Annotated in this window: 20 protein-coding genes; 10 read left to right on the forward strand and 10 right to left on the reverse strand. The window is 68.7% G+C overall.

Annotated features, from left to right (window positions below; translation table 11 throughout):
• Positions 1-175 precede the first annotated feature (175 nt).
• The gene (locus tag ACFVXA_RS15935; protein ID WP_390025286.1) at positions 176-1,513 is read right to left on the reverse strand and encodes an MATE family efflux transporter; all 1,338 of its coding nucleotides are present in this window, start codon (positions 1,511-1,513) and stop codon (positions 176-178) included.
• Positions 1,514-1,972: 459 nt separating this feature from the next.
• Here ACFVXA_RS15935 and dnaB point away from each other — a divergent pair, with 459 nt between their 5' ends.
• Both dnaB and ACFVXA_RS15945 read left to right on the forward strand, forming a co-directional pair.
• Positions 1,973-3,448 carry a replicative DNA helicase gene (dnaB, locus tag ACFVXA_RS15940; protein ID WP_362023503.1) on the forward strand — a complete coding sequence of 492 codons (1,476 nt, stop codon included), beginning with the start codon at positions 1,973-1,975 and terminating at the stop codon, positions 3,446-3,448.
• Positions 3,449-3,524: 76 nt separating this feature from the next.
• Complete coding sequence (locus tag ACFVXA_RS15945) at positions 3,525-4,910, forward strand: serine hydrolase domain-containing protein (RefSeq protein ID WP_384397074.1); 1,386 nt, start codon at positions 3,525-3,527, stop codon at positions 4,908-4,910.
• Between the two features lie 71 nt (positions 4,911-4,981).
• Here ACFVXA_RS15945 and ACFVXA_RS15950 read toward each other — a convergent pair whose 3' ends face one another.
• Positions 4,982-5,434, reverse strand: a complete 453-nt coding sequence (locus ACFVXA_RS15950; protein ID WP_390025289.1) for a GNAT family N-acetyltransferase — start codon at positions 5,432-5,434, stop codon at positions 4,982-4,984.
• 41 nt (positions 5,435-5,475) lie between these two features.
• On the reverse strand, positions 5,476-5,934 hold the full coding sequence (locus ACFVXA_RS15955; RefSeq protein WP_362023495.1) for a MarR family transcriptional regulator: 459 nt from the start codon (positions 5,932-5,934) through the stop codon (positions 5,476-5,478).
• A gap of 142 nt (positions 5,935-6,076) precedes the next feature.
• Between ACFVXA_RS15955 and ACFVXA_RS15960 the strand changes: the two genes are divergently transcribed.
• A complete protein-coding gene (locus ACFVXA_RS15960; protein WP_389746078.1) occupies positions 6,077-7,285 on the forward strand; it encodes an MFS transporter in 1,209 nt (402 codons plus the stop codon).
• A gap of 101 nt (positions 7,286-7,386) precedes the next feature.
• Positions 7,387-7,809, forward strand: coding sequence for a heme-binding protein (locus ACFVXA_RS15965; RefSeq protein WP_389515510.1), 423 nt, complete (start codon positions 7,387-7,389; stop codon positions 7,807-7,809).
• Between the two features lie 90 nt (positions 7,810-7,899).
• Here ACFVXA_RS15965 and ACFVXA_RS15970 read toward each other — a convergent pair whose 3' ends face one another.
• Entirely contained in the window at positions 7,900-8,766 is an 867-nt protein-coding gene (locus ACFVXA_RS15970; RefSeq protein WP_390025291.1) for a GNAT family N-acetyltransferase, read from the reverse strand.
• 244 nt (positions 8,767-9,010) lie between these two features.
• On the opposite strand from ACFVXA_RS15970, the gene ACFVXA_RS15975 reads away from it, so the two are divergent.
• The gene (locus tag ACFVXA_RS15975; protein WP_390025293.1) at positions 9,011-9,643 is read left to right on the forward strand and encodes an HAD family hydrolase; all 633 of its coding nucleotides are present in this window, start codon (positions 9,011-9,013) and stop codon (positions 9,641-9,643) included.
• A gap of 397 nt (positions 9,644-10,040) precedes the next feature.
• Positions 10,041-11,921: a globin domain-containing protein gene (locus tag ACFVXA_RS15980; RefSeq protein ID WP_390025295.1), complete on the forward strand. Its 1,881-nt coding sequence runs from the start codon at positions 10,041-10,043 to the stop codon at positions 11,919-11,921.
• Between the two features lie 26 nt (positions 11,922-11,947).
• On the opposite strand, the gene ACFVXA_RS15985 is transcribed toward ACFVXA_RS15980, so the two are convergent.
• From ACFVXA_RS15985 to ACFVXA_RS16005, 5 genes are all read right to left on the reverse strand, one after another.
• Positions 11,948-12,430 (reverse strand): NUDIX hydrolase, encoded by a 483-nt coding sequence (locus ACFVXA_RS15985; RefSeq protein WP_362023480.1) that lies wholly within the window; start codon positions 12,428-12,430, stop codon positions 11,948-11,950.
• A gap of 141 nt (positions 12,431-12,571) precedes the next feature.
• Positions 12,572-13,477: a LysR family transcriptional regulator gene (locus ACFVXA_RS15990; RefSeq protein WP_362023476.1), complete on the reverse strand. Its 906-nt coding sequence runs from the start codon at positions 13,475-13,477 to the stop codon at positions 12,572-12,574.
• A 258-nt stretch (positions 13,478-13,735) separates the two neighbouring features.
• On the reverse strand, positions 13,736-14,881 hold the full coding sequence (locus tag ACFVXA_RS15995) for a cystathionine gamma-lyase (RefSeq protein WP_389465938.1): 1,146 nt from the start codon (positions 14,879-14,881) through the stop codon (positions 13,736-13,738).
• Positions 14,878-15,369, reverse strand: a complete 492-nt coding sequence (locus ACFVXA_RS16000; RefSeq protein ID WP_383902922.1) for a low molecular weight protein-tyrosine-phosphatase — start codon at positions 15,367-15,369, stop codon at positions 14,878-14,880. The genes ACFVXA_RS15995 and ACFVXA_RS16000 overlap by 4 nt, the downstream gene beginning before the upstream one ends.
• 7 nt (positions 15,370-15,376) lie before the next feature.
• The gene (locus tag ACFVXA_RS16005; RefSeq protein ID WP_362023469.1) at positions 15,377-15,757 is read right to left on the reverse strand and encodes a phage holin family protein; all 381 of its coding nucleotides are present in this window, start codon (positions 15,755-15,757) and stop codon (positions 15,377-15,379) included.
• An 81-nt stretch (positions 15,758-15,838) separates the two neighbouring features.
• On the opposite strand from ACFVXA_RS16005, the gene ACFVXA_RS16010 reads away from it, so the two are divergent.
• The 4 genes from ACFVXA_RS16010 to ACFVXA_RS16025 all read left to right on the forward strand — a co-directional run bounded on the left by ACFVXA_RS16010 (position 15,839) and on the right by ACFVXA_RS16025 (position 18,255).
• Positions 15,839-16,156 (forward strand): cupin domain-containing protein, encoded by a 318-nt coding sequence (locus tag ACFVXA_RS16010; protein WP_362023466.1) that lies wholly within the window; start codon positions 15,839-15,841, stop codon positions 16,154-16,156.
• Between the two features lie 194 nt (positions 16,157-16,350).
• Positions 16,351-16,563: a DUF5326 family protein gene (locus ACFVXA_RS16015; protein WP_362023464.1), complete on the forward strand. Its 213-nt coding sequence runs from the start codon at positions 16,351-16,353 to the stop codon at positions 16,561-16,563.
• A 366-nt stretch (positions 16,564-16,929) separates the two neighbouring features.
• On the forward strand, positions 16,930-17,718 hold the full coding sequence (locus ACFVXA_RS16020; RefSeq protein ID WP_383902919.1) for an IclR family transcriptional regulator: 789 nt from the start codon (positions 16,930-16,932) through the stop codon (positions 17,716-17,718).
• 99 nt (positions 17,719-17,817) lie between these two features.
• Positions 17,818-18,255 carry an SsgA family sporulation/cell division regulator gene (locus tag ACFVXA_RS16025; protein WP_362023459.1) on the forward strand — a complete coding sequence of 146 codons (438 nt, stop codon included), beginning with the start codon at positions 17,818-17,820 and terminating at the stop codon, positions 18,253-18,255.
• A 64-nt stretch (positions 18,256-18,319) separates the two neighbouring features.
• On the opposite strand, the gene ACFVXA_RS16030 is transcribed toward ACFVXA_RS16025, so the two are convergent.
• Positions 18,320-19,741, reverse strand: coding sequence for a YibE/F family protein (locus tag ACFVXA_RS16030; RefSeq protein ID WP_390025297.1), 1,422 nt, complete (start codon positions 19,739-19,741; stop codon positions 18,320-18,322).
• Positions 19,742-19,778 lie beyond the last annotated feature (37 nt).

Here is a 19,778-nt window from a genome sequence, read left to right on the forward strand (position 1 = left end):
TCTTTTTTTATTCCCCCCTCGTTAAAACCGGGTGGTGGCCGCGCCCGCGGGCCCGCCCCCGCCATCCTTCCCCCCCGCCCCCCCCCCCGGGGGGGCCCCCCTTCTGCGTTTCACGTGAAACGGGGGTTCCACGTGAAACGGTCAGCGTGGGGCGGGCGTTTCACGTGAAACGGGGTCAGCGGGTGGCGCCCGTGACGATCCAGCGCCCGGAGCGAGAACGCACCCACAGGGTCAGCATCCGCGTCATCATCATCAGAGTCATCGCTCCCCAGAGCGCGGTGAGTCCGCCACCGAGCGTGGGGACGAGCAGCGCGAGCGGAGTGAAGACCGCCAAGGTGAGCAGCATGGCCCCCGCCAGGTACGGCCCGTCACCGGCGCCCATCAGGACTCCATCCAGTACGAAAACGATGCCGCAGATCGGCTGCGAAAGAGCCACCATGAGCAGAGCTGGCAACGCGGCGTCCTGCACGGTCGAATCGCTACTGAAGAGAGGCAGGAAGAGAGGACGAGCGGCGATGACCAGCAAGCCGAGCACGACCCCGGTGGCGAGCCCCCACTGCACCATGCGACGGCAGGCCTCACGGGCGCCGATTGTGTCGCCGGCGCCGAGATAGCGACCGATGATCGCCTGTCCGGCAATGGCGATGGCGTCGAGGGCGAAGGCCAGCAGACTCCACAGAGACAGGATGATCTGGTGCGCTGCCATCTCGGCATCCCCGAGCCGGGCGGCAACGGCCGTGGCGATCATGAGGATCGCCCGGAGAGACAGCGTGCGAACCAGCAGAGGCGCACCGGCCTGGGCGCAGGCCCGTATCCCGGCGGCGTCCGGCCGGAGCGAGGCACCGTGGTTCCGGGCTCCGCGGATGACGACGTACAGATAGACGACGGCCATGCCGTACTGGGCGATGACGGTGCCCCAGGCTGAGCCGGCGATGCCCAGGCCGGCGCCGTACACGAGGCCCACGTTGAGGACAGCGTTGGCGACGAAGCCCGCGATGGCGACGTAGAGCGGGGTCTTCGTGTCCTGCAGTCCGCGCAGGACACCGGTGGCGGCGAGCACGGCGAGCATGGCCGGGATGCCGAGCGCCGATATCCGCAGATAGGTGGTCGCGTACGGGGCGGCGGTGTCGGAGGCGCCGAAGAGGTCCATGAGGGCAGGTGCCATGGGGAGGACGACGGCTATGACGGCGGCGCCGATCAGCAGGGCGAGCCAGATGCCGTCCATGCCCTGGCGGATCGCAGCCCGTAGATCACCCGCGCCGACACGGCGGGCGACGGCGGCCGTGGTGGCGTAGGCGAGGAAGACGAAGACGCCGACGGCCGTCATGAGGAGGGCTGAGGCGACGCCGAGACCGGCCAGTTGTGCGGTGCCGAGATGGCCGACGATGGCGCTGTCAGCCATCACGAAGAGAGGCTCGGCGACGAGTGCGCCGAAGGCCGGAACAGCCAGCGCGACGATCTCTCGGTCGTGCCGACGTCGGGCGGCCTTGGGTGCCGCGGGAGCCTGTGTCATGGCCACCAATCTAATCTTCCACAGGTAAGAGATGCAATGGCAAAAGACCCCTTACCCTCGGCCTGGTGGAGCGCGTTGCCCGGCACCGTTTGAAGCGATCTTGGTCCGAGTGGGGAAGTTTTTCTTCTGCACAGCCGGTGGATGGGAAACGTGCAGGTCAGGGAGGGCTGTCCGAAGGGGCTGAGGGCTTGTTCACAGGGCTGTCCACCGGGTGGTGCACAGGTTTTGTGGGGTTCTCCACAGCATTAGGGCCGTCGTCCACATGGCCTGTGGATAACCAGATTGGCTGACGGTGCCCGCGGGCCTAACGTGGTGCGGCGCCCGCTCTCTCCTCCGTCCTCGGAAACCTGGCAAAACCGACGCGTCAGAACCGGAGTTGGGCGTCTCAGTTGTCAGTGCCGTGCCGTAGAAATGAGAGGCACGGTTAGGTCCGCTCAGCGGACGGGAGGAGGTGGCTCGGTGAGTATTTCCGAGCCCTTGGACGACCCCTGGGCCGACAGCGGTCCCAGTGATCGTCTGCCCTCTTCCCGCCAGCGCAGCGACGGTGGCCGTGGCCGGGACGAGCAGCACGACCGCGACCGGGACAGCGGCTCGTGGGAAGGCGGCGGTTCGGCCTTCGAGCGTGTGCCGCCCCAGGATCTGGACGCCGAGCAGTCCGTCCTCGGTGGCATGCTCCTGTCCAAGGACGCCATCGCCGATGTCGTCGAGGTCCTCAAGGGCCACGACTTCTACCGGCCGGCGCACGAGACCATCTACGGAGCGATCCTCGACCTGTACGCGAAGGGCGAGCCGGCCGACCCCATCACGGTCGCGGCCGAGCTCACCAAACGCGGCGAGATCACCAAGGTCGGCGGCGCACCCTATCTGCACACCCTGGTCCAGACGGTCCCGACCGCGGCGAACGCCGAGTACTACGCGGAGATCGTCCACGAGCGAGCGGTCCTGCGCCGCCTGGTCGAGGCGGGGACGCGCATCACACAAATGGGATACGCGGCCGACGGCGACGTCGATGAGATCGTCAACAGCGCCCAGGCCGAGATCTACGCGGTCACCGAGCAGCGCACCACCGAGGACTATCTCCCGCTGGGCGACATCATGGAGGGCGCGCTCGACGAGATCGAGGCGATCGGTTCGCGATCGGGGGAGATGACCGGCGTGCCGACCGGCTTCACCGACCTCGACTCGCTCACCAACGGTCTGCACCCGGGCCAGATGATCATCATCGCGGCGCGCCCCGCCATGGGTAAGTCGACGCTGGCCCTGGACTTCGCACGGGCCTGCTCGATCAAGCACAACATGCCCAGCGTGATCTTCTCGCTCGAAATGGGGCGCAACGAGATCGCGATGCGTCTGCTGTCGGCCGAGGCACGCGTCGCCCTGCACCACATGCGCTCCGGCACGATGACCGACGAGGACTGGACCCGGCTCGCGCGCCGCATGCCCGACGTCTCGGCCGCCCCGCTCTACATCGACGACTCCCCGAATCTGTCGATGATGGAGATCCGCGCCAAGTGCCGTCGCCTCAAGCAGCGCAGCGACCTGAAGCTCGTGGTGATCGACTATCTCCAGCTGATGCAGTCGGGCGGCAAGCGGTCCGAGAGCCGTCAGCAGGAAGTCTCCGACATGTCGCGAAACCTGAAGCTGCTGGCCAAGGAGCTGGAACTGCCGGTGATCGCACTGTCGCAGCTCAACCGTGGCCCCGAGCAGCGCACGGACAAGAAGCCCATGGTCTCCGACCTGCGTGAGTCCGGGTCGATCGAGCAGGACGCGGACATGGTCATCCTGCTGCACCGCGAGGACGCGTACGAGAAGGAGTCACCGCGCGCAGGCGAGGCGGACATCATCGTCGGCAAGCACCGTAACGGCCCGACGGCGACGATCACGGTGGCCTTCCAGGGCCACTACTCGCGATTCGTGGACATGGCGCAGACCTGATCCCACGCCTCGCGAGGTGCCACGGCCCCGAGAAATGGACTCGACGTTCGGTGACCGGGCGGGTGGACTGGGGGGCATGACGACACCTCAGGAAGATCTGCTTCCCCCCACGCGTCGGGCACTGCTGCACCGTATCGCCGTCGCGCAGAGCGAAGGACGGGCGCCGTCGCTGGTCGCGGCGGTGGTCCGGGGCGGGAAGACGGTGTGGAACGGGTCACGCACCTCGGTGGACGGCCACGGGCCCGACGAGAACGTGCAGTACCGAATCGGCTCCATCACCAAGACCTTCACCGCCGTACTCGTCTTGCGGCTGCGTGACGAGGGCGTGCTGGACCTCGGTGACCCGCTGGAGAAACATCTGCCCGGCACCGGCGCGGGAGAGGTCACCATCGCCGATCTGCTCGCGCACACCGGCGGTTTGGCTGCTGAGTCGCCCGCGCCCTGGTGGGAACGCACGCCCGGCTCGCTGCGCCCCGAACTTGCCGATGTGCTGGGCGAGCAGCCCTACCGGCATCCCGTAGGACGCCGGCACCACTACTCGAATCCCGGCTACACGCTGTTGGGCGCACTGGTCGAGGAGTTGCGGGCAGCCCCTTGGGAGGAGGTGCTGCGACGCGAAGTGCTCGAACCGCTGGGCCTGCACCGTACGAGCGGTCGACCGCAGGCGCCGCACGCCGGCGGCTGGGCGGTCCACCCCTGGGCTGACGTGATGATGCCCGAGCCCGTGCAGGATCTCGGTCGAATGGCTTCGGCCGGACAATTGTGGTCCACCACAGGTGACTTGGCGCGCTTCGCCGCCTTCCTGACACAGGGCGACGACAGGGTGCTGAGTGCGGAATCCGTGCGCGAGATGCGTGCGCCTGCCGCGCCGCCCGAGGCGGCGGATCTGACCGCCGGCTCCGGCTACGGCCTGGGTATGCAGGTCGTGCACCATGACGGCCGGATGCTTGTGGGGCACTCCGGGTCCCTGCCGGGATTCCTTGCCGGCCTGCTGATCGGTGTGGAGGACGACGTGGCGGCGGTCGTGCTGTCCAACTGCACGTCGGGGCCGCCCGTGCTGTCCGTCGCCGCCGATCTCGTACGGATCGTCGCGGAGGCCGAGCCGCGGATTCCCGAGCCCTGGCGTCCGGCCACCGAAGTCGACCAATGGGCCCTGGGATTGGTGGGGCAGTGGTACTGGGGGACTCAGGGCTTCGGATTGCGGTGGGCGGCCGACGGCGAGGTCGCGTTGGAGCCGCTGTCCGGCATCGGCCGACGCTCGCGCTTCCGGGCGAACGGTGACGGGAGCTGGACGGGGCTCGATGGTTACTACGCGGGGGAGCTGCTGCGGGCCGCACGGCGCCCGGACGGCTCTGTGAGCCATCTCGACCTCGGGTCGTTCGTCTTCACCCGTCAGCCGTATGACGAGGAGGCCCCCGTGCCGGGCGGAGTGGACCCCGACGGCTGGCGAGGGATCCAGTAGGAGGCCCCATGACGAGGGGCGGTCTGTTTCACGTGAAACAGACCGCCCCTCGCCCCATGCGGGGGCACTCCTCAGAGCGACAGCTTGAAGCCCACGTGCGAGGCCGTGAAGCCGAGCCGCTCGTAGAAGCGGTGGGCGTCAGTACGGGTGGCATCGGAGGTCAGCTGGACCAACTGGCAGCCCTGACGGCGGGCTTCGTCGATCGCCCACTCGATGAGCTGGGTACCGAGGCCGCTGCCACGCTCGTCCGCGTGGATGCGCACGCCTTCGATGATGGAGCGAGTCGCTCCCTTGCGGGAAAGTCCGGGAATCACCGTGAGCTGAAGGGTGCCGACCACGCGGGCCTCGCGCACGGCGACGACCACGTGCTGATTGGGATCGCCGCTCAGGCGCTCCAAGGCGGCCAGATACGGGCTCAGATCGTCCGGTGACTCACGTTGGGCGCCCAGTGGATCATCGGCGAGCATCGCGACGACGGCAGGTATGTCGTCCGGGACAGCGGCTCGTATTTCAAGATTTCCCATGTCGGCACCCTATGAGGGGACGCTCAGATGGTGCGCGGCGTCTATGCGGGCACGCTCGCCGACTCCACGACCCGGACCAGTGGGGCCAGCTCCGGGCTCTTGGCCGCTTCGTCGAGCGCTTCACGCAGGGCGGCGTCATTGGTCGGCCGCGCCTCTTCGAGGAGCTTGAGGCCCGCCTCGCTGACGTTCGTGTAGATGCCCCGGCGGTCGGTCGGACACAGGTAGCGGGAGAGCAGCCCGCGGTCCTCGAGCCGGGTGACGAGCCGTGTGGTGGCGCTCTGGCTGAGCACGACCGCGTCCGCGACCTGCTTCATCTGCAGATGACCGCCGTCGCCGTCGTGCTGCCGGCTGAGTACGTCGAGCAGGGAGTACTCCCGGACGCTCAGGTCGTGCCGGGACTGCAGGGCGCGCTCGATATGGGCCTCGATCCTCCCGTGCAGCAGGGAGAGAGCACACCAGCCCTGAGCGAGGGCGGTGAGCGCGGGGTCCGTGGCTGTCATGGCGTTTTCCTCCGTCCCGGAGCGGCTGGATCCCAGGATAGGGCACGAGCGCAATAGAGTGCGGTTGCATATAGCCCGCGTCTGCAACTATTGTGGACGCACGCAAAGCGCTCCTGCAATCTTCTGGAAGGTGTACCCCACCATGCCTCTCGCGCTTCTGGCCCTCGCGATCGGGGCCTTCGGAATCGGAACCACCGAATTCGTGATCATGGGCGTGCTGCCCGAGGTCGCGGGCGACTTCGGTGTCTCCATCCCCACCGCCGGACTGCTGGTGACCGGCTATGCCCTCGGCGTGGTGATCGGCGCGCCGATCATGACCGCGCTCGGCACGAAGGTGCCCCGCAAGCGGATGCTGATGCTGTTGATGGGGCTGTTCGTCGTCGGCAATCTGCTCTCCGCCGTTGCCCCGGCCTTCGGGCTGATGCTGGCGGGCCGGGTGGTCGCCTCTCTCGCCCACGGCGCATTCTTCGGGATCGGTTCGGTGGTTGCGGCCGAACTGGTCGCGCCCGAGAAGAAGGCCGGTGCCATCGCCATGATGTTCAGCGGGCTCACCATCGCCAATGTCGTGGGCGTCCCGCTGGGCACGCTGATCGGGCAGTCCGCGGGCTGGCGTGTCACCTTCGCGGGCGTCGCCGCGCTCGGCCTGGTCGGTCTGCTCGGCATCGCCAAGCTGGTACCCGAGCTGCCGAAGCCGCAAGGTGTGCACCTGCGTCACGAGCTGGCCGCCTTCAAGAACGTCCAGGTGCTCCTGGCCATGGCCATGACGGTTCTCGGCTTCGGCGGCGTCTTCGCGGCCATCACCTACATCGCGCCGATGATGACGCATGTCGCGGGCTTCGCCGACGGCTCCGTCACCTGGCTGCTGGTCCTCTTCGGCCTCGGCATGGTGGGCGGGAACCTCATCGGCGGCAAGTTCGCCGACAGGGCGCTGATGCCGATGCTGTACGTGTCCCTGGGCGGCCTCGCCGTCGTGCTCGCCCTGTTCACCGTCACCGCGCACCACAAGATCCTCGCGGCCGTCACGATCGCCCTGATCGGCGCTCTGGGCTTCGCGACCGTGCCCCCGCTCCAGAAGCGCGTCCTCGACCAGGCGCACGGCGCTCCGACTCTGGCATCGGCCGTGAACATCGGTGCCTTCAACCTCGGCAACGCCCTCTCGGCCTGGCTCGGCGGCCTCGTCATCGCTGCGGGCCTGGGGTACACCGCCCCGAACTGGGTCGGCGCCGTCCTCGCCGGCAGCGCGCTCGCCCTGGCTGCCCTCTCGGCTGCTCTGGAGCGCCGCGCGGACGCCCCGAGCGCCGTCGTCTCCGGCGCCGCACCCGCCGAACAGCGGGCCGCCGTCCACCACTGACCGGGTCGGGCCAGGTGCGGGGCCAGGGCCGTCCTCGCACCGTCGCGACTCACCACCACCTGCAACTCGACTCAACCGCCCTCACAAGGAGACATCCCCCCATGAGCACCACCACCGCCGTCGCCCCGCTGACCACCGAGGACGCCGAGGTCCTCGTCGCAGCGGCCCGCCGTGCCGCCGAAGCCGCCGGAGTCAGGATCAGTGTCACCGTCCTCGACGCGGGCGGTCACCCGCTCGCCTTCCGGCGCGATGACCAGGCCGTGCTGATCTCGGGCGAGACCAGCACCCGCAAGGCCTACACGGCGCTCCAGCTGGACTCCGCCACCGCCGACCTCGTCGACGCGGTCCAGCCCGGCGGCCTGTTCCACACCCTGCCCACCGCGCTCGACCGGCCCCTGCTGTTCATCGCGGGCGGCGTGCCCGTCCACCGCGACGGACGCTTGATCGGAGCGATCGGGGTCGGCGGCGGAGCGCCGGACCAGGACCACGGCTTCGCTGTCGCCGCAGTGGAGTCGCTCGCGTGAGTGCGCCTCCGCGTTGGAGCGCCGGCCCCACCACGGGCCGGCGCTTCTCTGCGGGCATCCTGCGGGCGTCCAGAGGCCTCCGCCGGCGTCTCAGCCCGCCGCCACCGTCAGTGGAGCGAACCGTCGGGTCCAGTCGCCGGGCAGCTCCGAGATCCCGTACGTCATGACCGCGTTGAAGGCGATGGAGGTCAGGCCGCGCTCCTTCACCCAGGACAGCAGCTCTTCGTGCCGTACGTCGATGTCGGTGCGCAGCAGGCGGTCGGTATGGGCGGCCAGCGAGGCGATGAGTGCCTTCGCGGTCTCCGTGTCGCGAGCGATCAGCGGGCCCACGACATGGTTGTCCATGTTGGGCCAGGCGGACGCGTATCCGATGATCCGGTCGTTCTCCTCGGCGACGCGCAGCTGGTCGCAGAAGGCGGGCAGTCTGGTGATCACGTGGGTACGGTCGGCGCCGAAGATCTCCTCGTCGAGCCGGACGATCGCGGTGAGGTCCTCGGCCGTGGCCGGGCGGGTGAAGACCTCGGACTCCGGCCCGCCAGGGATAAATCGTCCCCTGACCATCTCTGCCCGTCCGGTGACCTTGAAGCCCAGCTCCTCATAGAGCGGGCGGCCGGAGGGAGTCGCGTGCAGGGTCAGCGGGGTGGTGCTCATCTCCGCGACCACATGCCGCATCAGGCGGCGCCCGACGCCCTGGCGGGCGTGCCGTTCGGCGACGAGCACCATGCCGATCGCGCCCAGATCGGGGCGTTCCCGCGGTCCGTATTCGGTCACGACGCAGGCGGTGACGAGACCGCCGGCGGGGTCATCGATGCCGTAACCGGTTCCCGCCGCGAGGAGAAGACCCCACTTGTGTTCCTCACGGGGCCAACCCCGATTCTCGGACAAGTCGGCGCAGGCGGTGAGATCGCGAGGCGTGAGACGACGGATGGGCAGATCGGCGAGGGAAGGTGTCGACACGCACGTCAGGCTGTCTGACACGTACCCCCGACGTCCACTGGTTTGCGTGCACACGTACGCGCTTTTGGTCAGGTCGTGCACAACCGCACAGTCCGCGGACAGATGTTTCACGTGAAACGCCGTGTATCAACAGCGTGGCGGCTCAAGGGCTCGGCAGCTCGGTGCGTCCGGGGTGGGCCGCAGCTGGGCTCAGCAGCTGGACTCACCGACAGAGGGGTAGCCCGCACCGCTAGCCTCGGCGGACATGGCACGACTTCATCTCTTCGATCTCGATGGGACGTTGCTGCACGGGAGCAGCGCACCAGTGGAGATTTCACGGCAACTCGGGCTCGAGGCCGAGACGGTGGCGCTCGATCAGGCGATCTCAGCGGGGCTCATAGGTCCTCCGGAGTACGCGACGCGGGTGCACGCCCTGTGGTCGGAGCTCACCGAGGCGCATGTGACGTCGGCTTTCAAGGGAGCGCCTTGGATGTCCGGCATCGAGCACGTCTGGGCGGAGATCCGGGCGAACGGAGACTACTGCGCCGTCATCTCGCTCTCACCCTCCTTCTTCGTGGAGCGCTTGACGGGGTGGGGAGCGCACGCGGCACACGGCTCGCTCTTTCCCACCGTGCCGTTCACCGAGGCTGTGGATCCGGCGGGCATTCTCAGCAGCGCGGCAAAGGTGCAGATCGCGGACCGGCTCTGTGAAGAGTTCGGGGTGGGTCGTGCCGACTGTGTCGCCTATGGCGACTCACTGTCGGACAGGGATCTGTTCGGAGCCGTGCCGGTATCCGTGGCGGTCAACGCGGACCGCCATCTGGAAGGCCTCGCCACCCACTCCTACGTGGGGCTGGATCTGTGGGGGGCCTATGAATTGGCCCGACGCCCCCAGTAATTGAGGCAAATGACGGATCGGCCCCCGCCAATTCGTGGCGACGCGAGGGGGGACTTGTGTATGCGGCGGCTGCCGGTATGGTCGAGTCCGGTTCGCGTCCACCGAGATGTACGCACGTCCGCGGGGGCACGAACGCAGGCCAATGCAGCCTAACGGGACGGAGAGATCGAAGACCCGCATTTGCCGGTATGCGGCCGGGCGTTGACTCAGGGTGGGATGCTGCGGGGACAGACTGCGGCCAATGTCACATTCTCCCCTTACTTGTCCGTACGGAGCGAGAATCCGGGTTCAATGTGGCCGCATTGGCTGGCGAGGACTGAACCGGGAAAGAGAGCACGCCGTCTGCGGGGGAAATCAGGCATCTTCCGACCGCGGAAGTGCACAGACCGACCGAAAGATGTTCGAGGCGAGGCACACCATGGACGCTCCGACCACCACGTCGGCCGACAACGGCACTTCCGGCGGCAACGGCGGTGGCGGCTGGTTCACGCCGCGCAAGGAGCCGGTGCCTTCGGACGGGGACCAGGGGGCAGCGGACGGCCGTCGGCTGGCAGCGATGCGTCCGGTCGGCCGACTCGCCACAGGTCAGGAAACGTCGAATCAGGGAACGCCGGGTCAGGGAACGCCTGATCAGGAAATGCCTGGTCAGGAGACGCCCGGTCAGGGTCCGCCTGAGCAGGAAACGTCGGCGCAGGAACGAATATCCCCGGCTGTGAAAGCGCCCCCTGCGGCGCACGCGGCGCCCGATCCGCACGTGCCGGCGACGAGGTCCCACGAGCCGGCACCGCACGAGCCGGCACCGCACGAGACACAACCGCACGAGACACGGCCGCACGAGGCGGCACCGGCTCAGACCCGACCCAGCGAGGCGGCACCGGCTCAGACTCGGGCCGCCGATGCAGCACCAGTTCAGGCGCGCTGGAACCCGGTCCCACCGCCCGAGCCGCGGCGCCCCGAGCCCGCGCTCGGGGCCAACGGAACCCACGGAACCCACGGCACTCACGGCACCAGGGGCACCTACGAAGCCGTACGACCCCAGTCGAGTCCCGCTCAGCCCCAGCAGAGCTCTGCGCAGCCTGATCCCGGCCCTCAGCCGCGTGTGCCTGCCCAAAGGCCCGCTCCTGAGCCGTCCCCCGCCCCCGAGGCATCCCCGGCTTCTGGGGCGTCTCCCGATGCCGTGCTGATCCGCAGGACCATGGCCGAGGTCGGCCCCGTCGCCGATAAGGTGACCTCCTACTTCTACGCGCTGCTCTTCGTGCGTCACCCGGAACTGCGCTCGCTGTTTCCCGTCGCGATGGACACCCAGCGGGACCGGCTGCTCAAGGCGCTGCTCACGGCCGCCGAGCACATCGACAACACCGAGGTCCTCGTCGCGTATCTGCAGAACCTCGGCCGTGGACACCGCAAGTACGGCACGCGGCCCGAGCACTACCCGGCGGTCGGCGAGTGCCTCATCGGCTCGCTCAGCCGGTTCGCCTCGGCGATCTGGGACACCGAGACGGAAGCGGCCTGGGTGCGTGCGTACACGACGATCTCCCAGGTCATGATCGACGCGGCGGCCGCCGACGAACTGCGTGCCCCGGCCTGGTGGTACGCCGAGGTGGTCGCACACGATCTCAGAACCCCGGACGTCGCCGTCATCACCGTCCGTCCCGACCAGCCGTACCCCTTCCTCGCCGGGCAGTACACGAGCCTGGAGACGCCGTGGTGGCCGCGGATCTGGCGGCACTACTCGTTCGCCTCGGCGCCGCGCTCCGACGGGCTGCTGTCGTTCCATGTGAAGGCGGTTCCGGCGGGCTGGGTTTCCAACGCGCTGGTGCACCGGGCCCGGCCCGGCGACATCGTCCGGCTCGGGCCGCCGGCCGGCTCGATGACCGTCGACCACACCACCGACAGCGGACTGCTCTGTCTGGGCGGCGGCACCGGCATAGCGCCCATCAAGGCCCTGGTCGAGGATGTCGCCGAGCACGGAGAGCGCCGCCCGGTCGAGGTCTTCTACGGCGCCCGCACAGGTCACGATCTGTACGACATCGACACGATGCTGCGGCTCCAGCAGAGTCACCCATGGCTCGCGGTACGGCCGATCGTCGACCAGCAGGCCCACCTTCAGCTGCCCGACGTCATACGCGAGTACGGGCCGTGGAACGAGTACGACGCCTATCTCTCGGGGCCGCCCGGAATGATCCGCAGCGGTGTGGACGCGCTCAGGGACATCGGCATGCCCTCGGATCGCATACGCCACGACTCGGTGGAGGAGCTCGTCGCGGCCGGGGACTGACGGCCGGCGCGCCCCGATCCTGAACGTCAGCCCAGGTCAGGTGCGTGCATAGCCCGTACACCCTCGATGTTCCCGTCGAGGTAGTGCCGCAGGGACAGGGGTACGAGGTGGACGGAGGCGATCCCGACCCGGGTGAACGGCACGCGTACGATCTCGTACTCGCCGCACGGCTCGTCCACCTCGGGGCCGTGCCGCAGGGCCGGATCCATGGACTCGAGGCGGCACACGAAGAAGTGCTGCACCTTTACGCCGGTCGCGCCTCCGTCGTCGCCGATGTGCTCGACAGTGTCGACGAAGCAGGGCACCACATCGGTGACCTTGGCGCCGAGTTCCTCGTGCACCTCACGGTGAAGCGCGTCGACGACGGTCGTGTCCTCCGGTTCGACCCCGCCACCGGGTGTGAGCCAGTAGGGATCGACACCGGGCTTGGTGCGCTTGATCAGAATCAGGTCGTCGCCATCGAGCAGGATGGCCCGGGCGGTGCGCTTGACCACGGGTCGGACGGTCATGGGAGAAATGTGGCCCGGCTGGTTCCACGTGAAACATCGCAAAGCCGCTGGAGCTTCAGAAAGGGCCTGGGAGCGCCGCTTCGTCCTCGGGTCGATGTCGTCCCGGCGCGGCTACTGTCGCCGCTCCCCCTCTCCCGCTCCTCAGCTCCAGTCGACCGCCGCCCTCAGCAGCCACTCATGCGCCCGCGCGATATGCGGCATGGCCAGCGTTCCGGTGCGGACCACCAGAAAATACGTACGCAACGGCGGCACCGCCGGGTCGAGGAGTGCCACGACGTCGCCCCGCTCCAGCGCGGGGGCGCAGAGATAGCGGGGCAGCACAGCGATGCCCGCGCCCGCGGCGGCGCAGCCGAGGACCGCGCGCAGATCGGGAACAACGATGGTGCCCGAGGCGGCAGGGCGGCAGTCGAAGACGGAGGCCCAGTAGCGGGCGACGAGCGGCAGCGACTCGTGCACCTCGACGACCGGGAAGTTCTCCAGCGCGTGGGCGCCCTTACGGCGCAGCTTGCCCGCACCGACACGGGCGGCCCAGCGCGGTGCGGCGACCAGGACGTGCTCCTCGTCGCAGAGTGGAGTCGCGGTGAGCAGCGCACCGCGTGGCCGGGCCGTCGTAATGGCCAGATCATGATGTCCGGCGGCCAACCCCTCCAGCGTCTCCTCCGCATTGCCGAAGGAGGCACGCAGTGCGAAGCCCTGGCCGTCGTCTCCGGTCAGCTCCGTGAGTGCGGGCAGCGCCCGTTCCGCGGTGAACTCCGGTGGCCCGGCGAGATGCAGCGTGCGTAACGAGGAGTCCTCGTCGAGGCCGGTCTCGGCGATCTCCACGAGGGCGTCGAGATGGGGCGCGGCCTTGTGGGCGAGCTCGTCGCCGATGGTCGTCGGAGTCACCCCGCGCGCCTGGCGCAGAAACAGGGGGCGCCCCAGCTGTCGCTCCAGCGTGCGGATCTGCGAGGTGACGGCCGGCTGCGAGAGTCCGAGCAGCGCGGCGGCGCGAGTGAAGGAACCGGCCCGGTGCACTGTCACAAAAGTGCGCAGCAAGGCCAAATCCATGGTGCCCCTCCCCTCCCAGCACCCCCGCGCGAGCCTCAACTATAAATAAGTCGATAGGTCTCTGTCGCTACTGTGATTGGACACTGACACAGAGTCAACTAGCCTTGTTCGCGCGGTTCTTCGCGCGCAGAACCGGGACGGTCCGAGCCACGAGGGGGGAGGCTCGGACCGTCCGTTGTACGTAGCGGGGCGCCAAACCCGCGGCACCGAGGTGGGCGCCAGCGTACTCACCGGTCGCTCAGGAAGGGCTCAGTTCGTTCATTCCGCGGATGCGTCGAGGGCCCGCAGAACATCGGCCACCAGGTCCTCGGGATCCTCGGCGCCGGCCGAGAAGCGGATGAAGCCCTCGGGCACCGCGTCACCGCCCCAGCGTCCACGCCGCTCGGCCGTGGACCGCACGCCGCCGAAGCTCGTCGCGTCGTCCACCAGCCGCAGCGCGTCGAGAAAACGGTCGGCACGCGCGCGCGTGGGCAGCGTGAAGGAGACCACGCACCCGAAGCGCCGCATCTGCTGCGAAGCGATCTTGTACGAGGGGTCGTCGGCCAGGCCTGGATAGCGCAGCCCGGTCACCTCGGGCCGTTCCCGCAGTGCCTCGGCGATCGCCAGGGCGTTGGCGGTCTGCCGGTCGGCGCGCAGCTGGAGCGTGGCGAGCGAGCGGTGCGCCAGCCATGCCTCCATGGGGCCGGGAATCGCGCCGACGATCTTCCGCCAGCGTCGTACGGGAGCCATCAGCGCGGCGTCGCCCGCGGTGACGTACCCCAGGAGGATGTCGCCGTGCCCGGTGAGCATCTTGGTGCCGCTGGCCACGGAGAAGTCCGCGCCGAGCTCCAGTGGGCGCTGGCCGAGTGGGGTCGCCAGGGTGTTGTCGACGGCGACGAGGGTGCCCTGCGCCTGGGCCGCCGCGACGAGCCGCCGTACGTCGCACACGTCGAGGCCGGGGTTCGACGGCGTCTCGATCCACAGCAGCTTCGCGCCCTCGAGCACCTCCAGCTGGGCGTCGCCGCCGGTCGGGGCGGTGCGCACCTCGATGCCGTACGCGGTCAGTTGCTCGCGCACCAGCGGCAGTACCTGGTAGCCGTCGTTGGGCAGGACCACGATGTCGCCGGCGCGCAGCTGGGAGAAGAGCACCGCCGAGATGGCGGCCATGCCCGAGGGGAAGGCGAGCGTCTCGATGCCGTCCTGCCCGGGGGCCTCCAGCTCGCCGATGGCGCGCTCCAGGAGCGTCCAGGTCGGATTCTCGTCACGGCCGTAGGTGTACGGGCCCGTGGGCTCGCCCGGCAGATGGAAGTGCGCGGCGAAGACCGGGCCCGGGAGCGTCGGCTCGTACTTGACGGGTGCGGGCAGCCCTGCGCGCACCGCGCGCGTGCCGTCGCCGCTCCCCGTGACGAAATCCCCTGACGTCATGCCGCCCGTCCCTCCACTTGGTCTCGTACCGCGGCGAGCAGTCCGGGGCTCGCCGCTTCCACCATCTCAAGACACTCCTCGAAGCCGTCCATATGTCCGTAATACGGATCGGGGACGTCCAGATCGTCGCCCGCGTCGGGGTCGTAGGACCGGAGCAGCCGGACCTTGTCGGCGTCCTCGGGAGTGGGTGCCAGGCGGCGCAGGGCCTTGAGGTGGCCGGAATCGAGGGCGATGACGAGGTCGAGGCGGGAAAACCACGAGGCCTCGAACTGCCGGGCAGCGTGATTGATCTCATAGCCGCCCGCCTCGAGTACGGCGACGGCGCGCGAGTCGGCGCCGTCGCCCTCGTGCCAGCCGCCCGTGCCCGCGCTGTCGACTTCGACCTCGGGGTCGAGCCCGGCCTCTTCTATGTGGGCGCGGAAGACGGATTCGGCGATGGGGGAGCGGCAGATGTTCCCGGTGCAGACGAAACAGACGCGATAAGGCATCGGAGACTCAGTCCTTGCCCTCGGGCAGCACGACGTTGAGCGCCCAGGAGACGATGGAGATGATCAGGCCGCCGACGACGGCGGTCCAGAAGCCCTCCACGTGGAAACTCAGGTTGAGCTTGTCGGCCACCCACGAGGTGAGCAGCAGCATCAGGGCGTTGACCACGAGGGTGATCAGGCCGAGCGTGAGGATGAACAGCGGAAACGTCAGCACCTTTACGACCGGCTTGACCAGGAAGTTCACCAGGCCGAAGACCAGTGCGACGACCAGCAGCGTGCCGACCTTCTTGCCGGTGCTGTTGCCCGTCAGGGTGATCTTGTCGAGCAACCAGACGGCGACGGCCAGGGCCCCCGCGTTGGCGAGCGTCTTGACTACGAAATTCTTCATGTGTCTGATCGTGGCAGAAGAGATCGACTGGCGGACCAGGCTGTGCACACAGCCTGCGGCGGACGAGAGCGGACGAGGGCGATGAAGGCATTCCGGCTGGACGAACTGGAGGCGGAACGCGCCGCCAACGACGGTGCCTACCTGCAGTTCCTGCGCGAGCGGAACATGTCCGTCGGCCTGTACGCGCTCGACGCGGGAGAACTCGACTCGCAGAAGCCGCACCAGCAGGACGAGGTGTACTTCGTGGTGAGCGGCCGCGCCTCGATCACGGTCGGCCTGGAGACCACTCAGGTGGCGCGCGGCAGCGTGGTCTACGTGCCCGCCGGAGTCGCCCACAAGTTCCACCACATCACCGAGGACCTCAGGGTTCTGGTGATGTTCTCTCCGCCGGAGAGCTGACCTCCGCCTCAGGGTTCCCTAGGGGGACGGTCAGGGGAGGACAAGGGGTGCGAGGCCCCCGCTCGGCCCCCTCCCGGCCCTAGCATCGAATGCAGGACATCAATGCGGGACATCCAAGAATCCGGAATCGGCTGAGAACCCGGAATCATCGCCCTGGACTTGGGGCGACGGGCGGAGAGGTAAGGACTAGGGCGATGCGAGAGATCTTCAGCGGTATGCCGTGGTGGGTGAAGTGGGTCGCGGTGCCGATCATCGCCCTGGTCGTGTTCGGCACGGTGATAGTCAGCGTGCTCAGCGTGGTCATCGGCCTGCTCTTCAAGGCGCTGGTCTTCGTCGCGCTGGTCGGCGGTCTGATCTACATCGTGCGGAAGTTCATGGCGAGTTCCTCGTCGCGCAGCGACTGGTGAGGCGCGAGAGGGTGAGCGGTCGGTAACGGGCAGGGCGGTAAAGGGAACCCGAGGTTCCCTCGGGCGAGGGAAGTTTCCGGCGAGGCCGTCTGCGAGCGGTGACGGGCGGTTAAAGTCCGGAATTCGACGCGGGGTCGATCCCCCGCGGGCAGCGCACAGCTCCCTCCCGTGTTCCCCGCACGGGCGGTCCCCCTCGCGCTTCGGGAGTGCCCCTTGGCCACGGTTGACACCGCACCCGCAGATCCACACACTCCGCCCGTCCAGCGATCGGGCGCGCCCGCGGGGTCATGTGGGCCGCCCACCCAGCCGCGCGCCACGCCCGGGGAGACCCGCACTCCGCGTCCTTCACGGGCGACGACAGAGGCTGTGCGCACTCCGCCGGTGGCGGCCGCGCCCCTGGAGCCGCACCCCACGACCCTGATCGGCTCCGTGCAGCGGGCGATGCGCCTCCTGGAGGCCGTCGCTTCGCGCGAGCACGGCGCACCGGCCAAGCAGCTGGCCCGCGAGGCCGGACTGGCCCTTCCGACGGCGTACCACCTGCTGCGCACCCTGGTTCACGAGGGTTATCTGCGCCGTGACAAAGGGCTGTTCTTCCTCGGTGAGGCCGCCGAGCGGCTGAGCAGCAGCGGAGCACAGCAGAAACGTCGCAGCACGGTGAGCGACGCGCTCGCGCACTGGAGCGATTCGATCGGCGTACCCGTGTACTACGCGATCTACCGCGACGGCGAGATCGAAGTCATGTGCGTCGCCGACACCCCGGGGAATCCCGCGGTCGAGGAGTGGGCCGACTTCCGGGAGACCGGGCACGCCCACGCGATCGGCCAGTGCCTCCTGTCCCAGTTGGACGAGAAGGCCCGCCGGGACCACCTCGACCGCTACCCGGTGCAGTCGATCACTCCGTACACGGTGCGTGACAACGACAGTCTGCTGCGCCGCCTGGACCGGACGGGACGGATGGAGCCCGTGGTCGAGCGCCAGGAGTACGCGCTGGGCACCGTCTGTGCCGCGATCCCCATCACGGCGGGCACTACGGCCCGGACAATCGCCATTTCCCTGCCCTCCCATCAGGCCGACCGGCTGCTGCCCGCCGCACGGCAGTTGCAGAGCGAAATCGGCAGGCTGCTGGGGACACTCGCCATCTCTATCAGTATCTGAAAACTCACTCCTTGTGATCTGTTGTGTACGTTGAGCAAGATTCCAGCAGTGTCAGGGGGCCGATTCCTGGCCAGTCGACGGCAAACGACGGGGTAGGCGATGCGCGAGTCGGTACAGGCAGAGGTCATGATGAGCTTCCTCGTGTCGAAGGAGCTGTCCTTCCGCATTCCGGTGGAGCTGCGCTACGAGACCTGTGATCCGTACGCCGTGCGGCTGACCTTCCATTTGCCCGGCGACGCGCCGGTGACCTGGGCATTCGGGCGGGAGTTGCTGATCGACGGGGTGGGCCGGCCGTGCGGTGACGGCGATGTGCACATCGCGCCCGCCGATCCGGAGTCCTTCGGCGACGTGCTGATCCGGCTTCAGGTGGGCGGCGACCACGCGCTGTTCCGGTCCGGGGCGGCGCCGCTGGTGGCGTTCCTCGACCGTACGGACAAGCTGGTGCCGCTGGGGCAGGAGCGCTCCCTCGCCGACTTCGACGCGCACCTCGACGAGGCGCTGGACCGCATCCTCGCGGAGGAACAGAGCGCGGGCTGACGCACCGCTGGATCCCCCAAGTGGAGTAACGCTTCCTCACAAGGGGTACGGGCAGCGGATGGTTTCAGCGCTTGCGGCGGCGGCCCTTCCCGCCGCGCGCCGGCGCCCTGCCCCCTGTGAGCTCCGCAGAGGGCGCGGTCGCCGGGCGGTCCGCGGAGACCACCAGGGCGGCCAGCGCGGTGGTCACCGGCACCGAGGCGACCAGACCGATCGAGCCGACCAGGGTGCGTACGATCTCCTCGGCGACCAGCTCGCTGTTGGCGACCGTGCCCACGCTGCTCTGCGCGATCGAGAAGAGCAGCAGGAGCGGCAGCGCGGCACCCGCGTACGCCAGCACAAGGGTGTTGACGACCGACGCGATGTGATCGCGGCCGATGCGGATGCCCGCGCGGTACAAGCCGCGCCAGCCCATGGTGGGATTCGCCTCGTGCAGCTCCCAGACCGCGGACGTCTGGGTCACCGTCACATCGTCGAGCACACCGAGCGAACCGATGATGATGCCCGCGAGCAGCAGACCGCTCATGTCGATGGACGGATACAGGCCGTGGATCAGGCCGGTGTTGTCGTCGGTGTTGCCGGTCAGCGACGCCCAGTCGATGAACAGGGAACCGAGCACGCCGATCAGGATGAGCGAGAGCAGCGTGCCGATCACCGCCACCGACGTGCGGGCCGAGAGGCCGTGGCACATGTAGAGCGCGATCAGCATGATGGCGCTGGACCCGACAATCGCCACGATCAGCGGATTCGAGCCCTGCAGGACCGCGGGCAGGATGAAGAAGCTCAGGATAAGGAAGCTGATGGCCAGCGCGATCAGCGCCATGACGCCGCGCATCCGGCCCACGACCACGACCGCCAGGGCGAAGATTGCGGCGAGAAGTGCCAGGGGGACCTTGCGGTTCACGTCGGTGACCGAGTACTGCAAGTCCTTGGGCGCGGAGGGTTCGTACGCGACCACGACCTTCTCACCTTGGTGCAACTGCCGAGACTGGTCGGGCTGGACGATCTCGGTGAACGTACGGCCCTTGTCCTTACCGGTGTCGATCCGGACCGTCGCCTTCTTGCAGTCGCCCGTCGCCTGCTGCTGAGCGGAGGAGCCCTCGGCGGTGGAGGTGTCGCCCGTCGGGGTCTCCCCCGAGGCGTTCACGGACTTGCAGTCCACCGTGTCGACCTTGGTGACCGTCGCCTGCTGTGTCTGCCGGTCGAACCCGACACCGGTGCGCTCGTGTGAGGGGGCACCGCCGGGCCAGAGCACCACGAGACCCACGACGACCGCCGCGGTGAAGGGGATCAGCACCGCCGCGATCACCTTGCGCAGGTGCTTGGAAACGGGCGCGGCGGGCCCATGGCTGTGACTGTGCGAGTGGCCGTGCCCGCCACCCGGTCCATGCCCGTGTCCGTCGCCGGAGCCCTGTCCATGGCTGTCACCCGAGCCGGGCCCGCGCGGCGGCTCGGACGGCGGAAACGGGGGCTGCTGCGTTGTGGTCACCGACCGATCATCGCAAGAACGAGGGGGGCCCTCTGTT

This window comes from Streptomyces sp. NPDC058246 (assembly GCF_042881985.1).
GTDB lineage: Bacteria > Actinomycetota > Actinomycetes > Streptomycetales > Streptomycetaceae > Streptomyces.

Excerpts from the sequence above, each read along its gene's own strand:
- ACFVXA_RS15975 (WP_390025293.1), top strand. The coding sequence starts at position 9,011 with ATGGCACGACTTCATCTCTTCGATCTCGATGGGACGTTGCTGCACGGG.
- ACFVXA_RS16025 (WP_362023459.1), top strand. The coding sequence starts at position 17,818 with ATGCGCGAGTCGGTACAGGCAGAGGTCATGATGAGCTTCCTCGTGTCG.
- ACFVXA_RS15965 (WP_389515510.1), top strand. The coding sequence starts at position 7,387 with ATGAGCACCACCACCGCCGTCGCCCCGCTGACCACCGAGGACGCCGAG.
- ACFVXA_RS16015 (WP_362023464.1), top strand. The coding sequence starts at position 16,351 with ATGCGAGAGATCTTCAGCGGTATGCCGTGGTGGGTGAAGTGGGTCGCG.
- ACFVXA_RS15950 (WP_390025289.1), bottom strand. The coding sequence starts at position 5,434 with ATGGGAAATCTTGAAATACGAGCCGCTGTCCCGGACGACATACCTGCC.
- ACFVXA_RS15945 (WP_384397074.1), top strand. The coding sequence starts at position 3,525 with ATGACGACACCTCAGGAAGATCTGCTTCCCCCCACGCGTCGGGCACTG.
- ACFVXA_RS16000 (WP_383902922.1), bottom strand. The coding sequence starts at position 15,369 with ATGCCTTATCGCGTCTGTTTCGTCTGCACCGGGAACATCTGCCGCTCC.
- ACFVXA_RS15990 (WP_362023476.1), bottom strand. The coding sequence starts at position 13,477 with ATGGATTTGGCCTTGCTGCGCACTTTTGTGACAGTGCACCGGGCCGGT.
- ACFVXA_RS15995 (WP_389465938.1), bottom strand. The coding sequence starts at position 14,881 with ATGACGTCAGGGGATTTCGTCACGGGGAGCGGCGACGGCACGCGCGCG.
- ACFVXA_RS15980 (WP_390025295.1), top strand. The coding sequence starts at position 10,041 with ATGTTCGAGGCGAGGCACACCATGGACGCTCCGACCACCACGTCGGCC.
- ACFVXA_RS15985 (WP_362023480.1), bottom strand. The coding sequence starts at position 12,430 with ATGACCGTCCGACCCGTGGTCAAGCGCACCGCCCGGGCCATCCTGCTC.
- ACFVXA_RS16005 (WP_362023469.1), bottom strand. The coding sequence starts at position 15,757 with ATGAAGAATTTCGTAGTCAAGACGCTCGCCAACGCGGGGGCCCTGGCC.
- ACFVXA_RS15935 (WP_390025286.1), bottom strand. The coding sequence starts at position 1,513 with ATGACACAGGCTCCCGCGGCACCCAAGGCCGCCCGACGTCGGCACGAC.
- ACFVXA_RS16010 (WP_362023466.1), top strand. The coding sequence starts at position 15,839 with ATGAAGGCATTCCGGCTGGACGAACTGGAGGCGGAACGCGCCGCCAAC.
- ACFVXA_RS15960 (WP_389746078.1), top strand. The coding sequence starts at position 6,077 with ATGCCTCTCGCGCTTCTGGCCCTCGCGATCGGGGCCTTCGGAATCGGA.
- ACFVXA_RS15955 (WP_362023495.1), bottom strand. The coding sequence starts at position 5,934 with ATGACAGCCACGGACCCCGCGCTCACCGCCCTCGCTCAGGGCTGGTGT.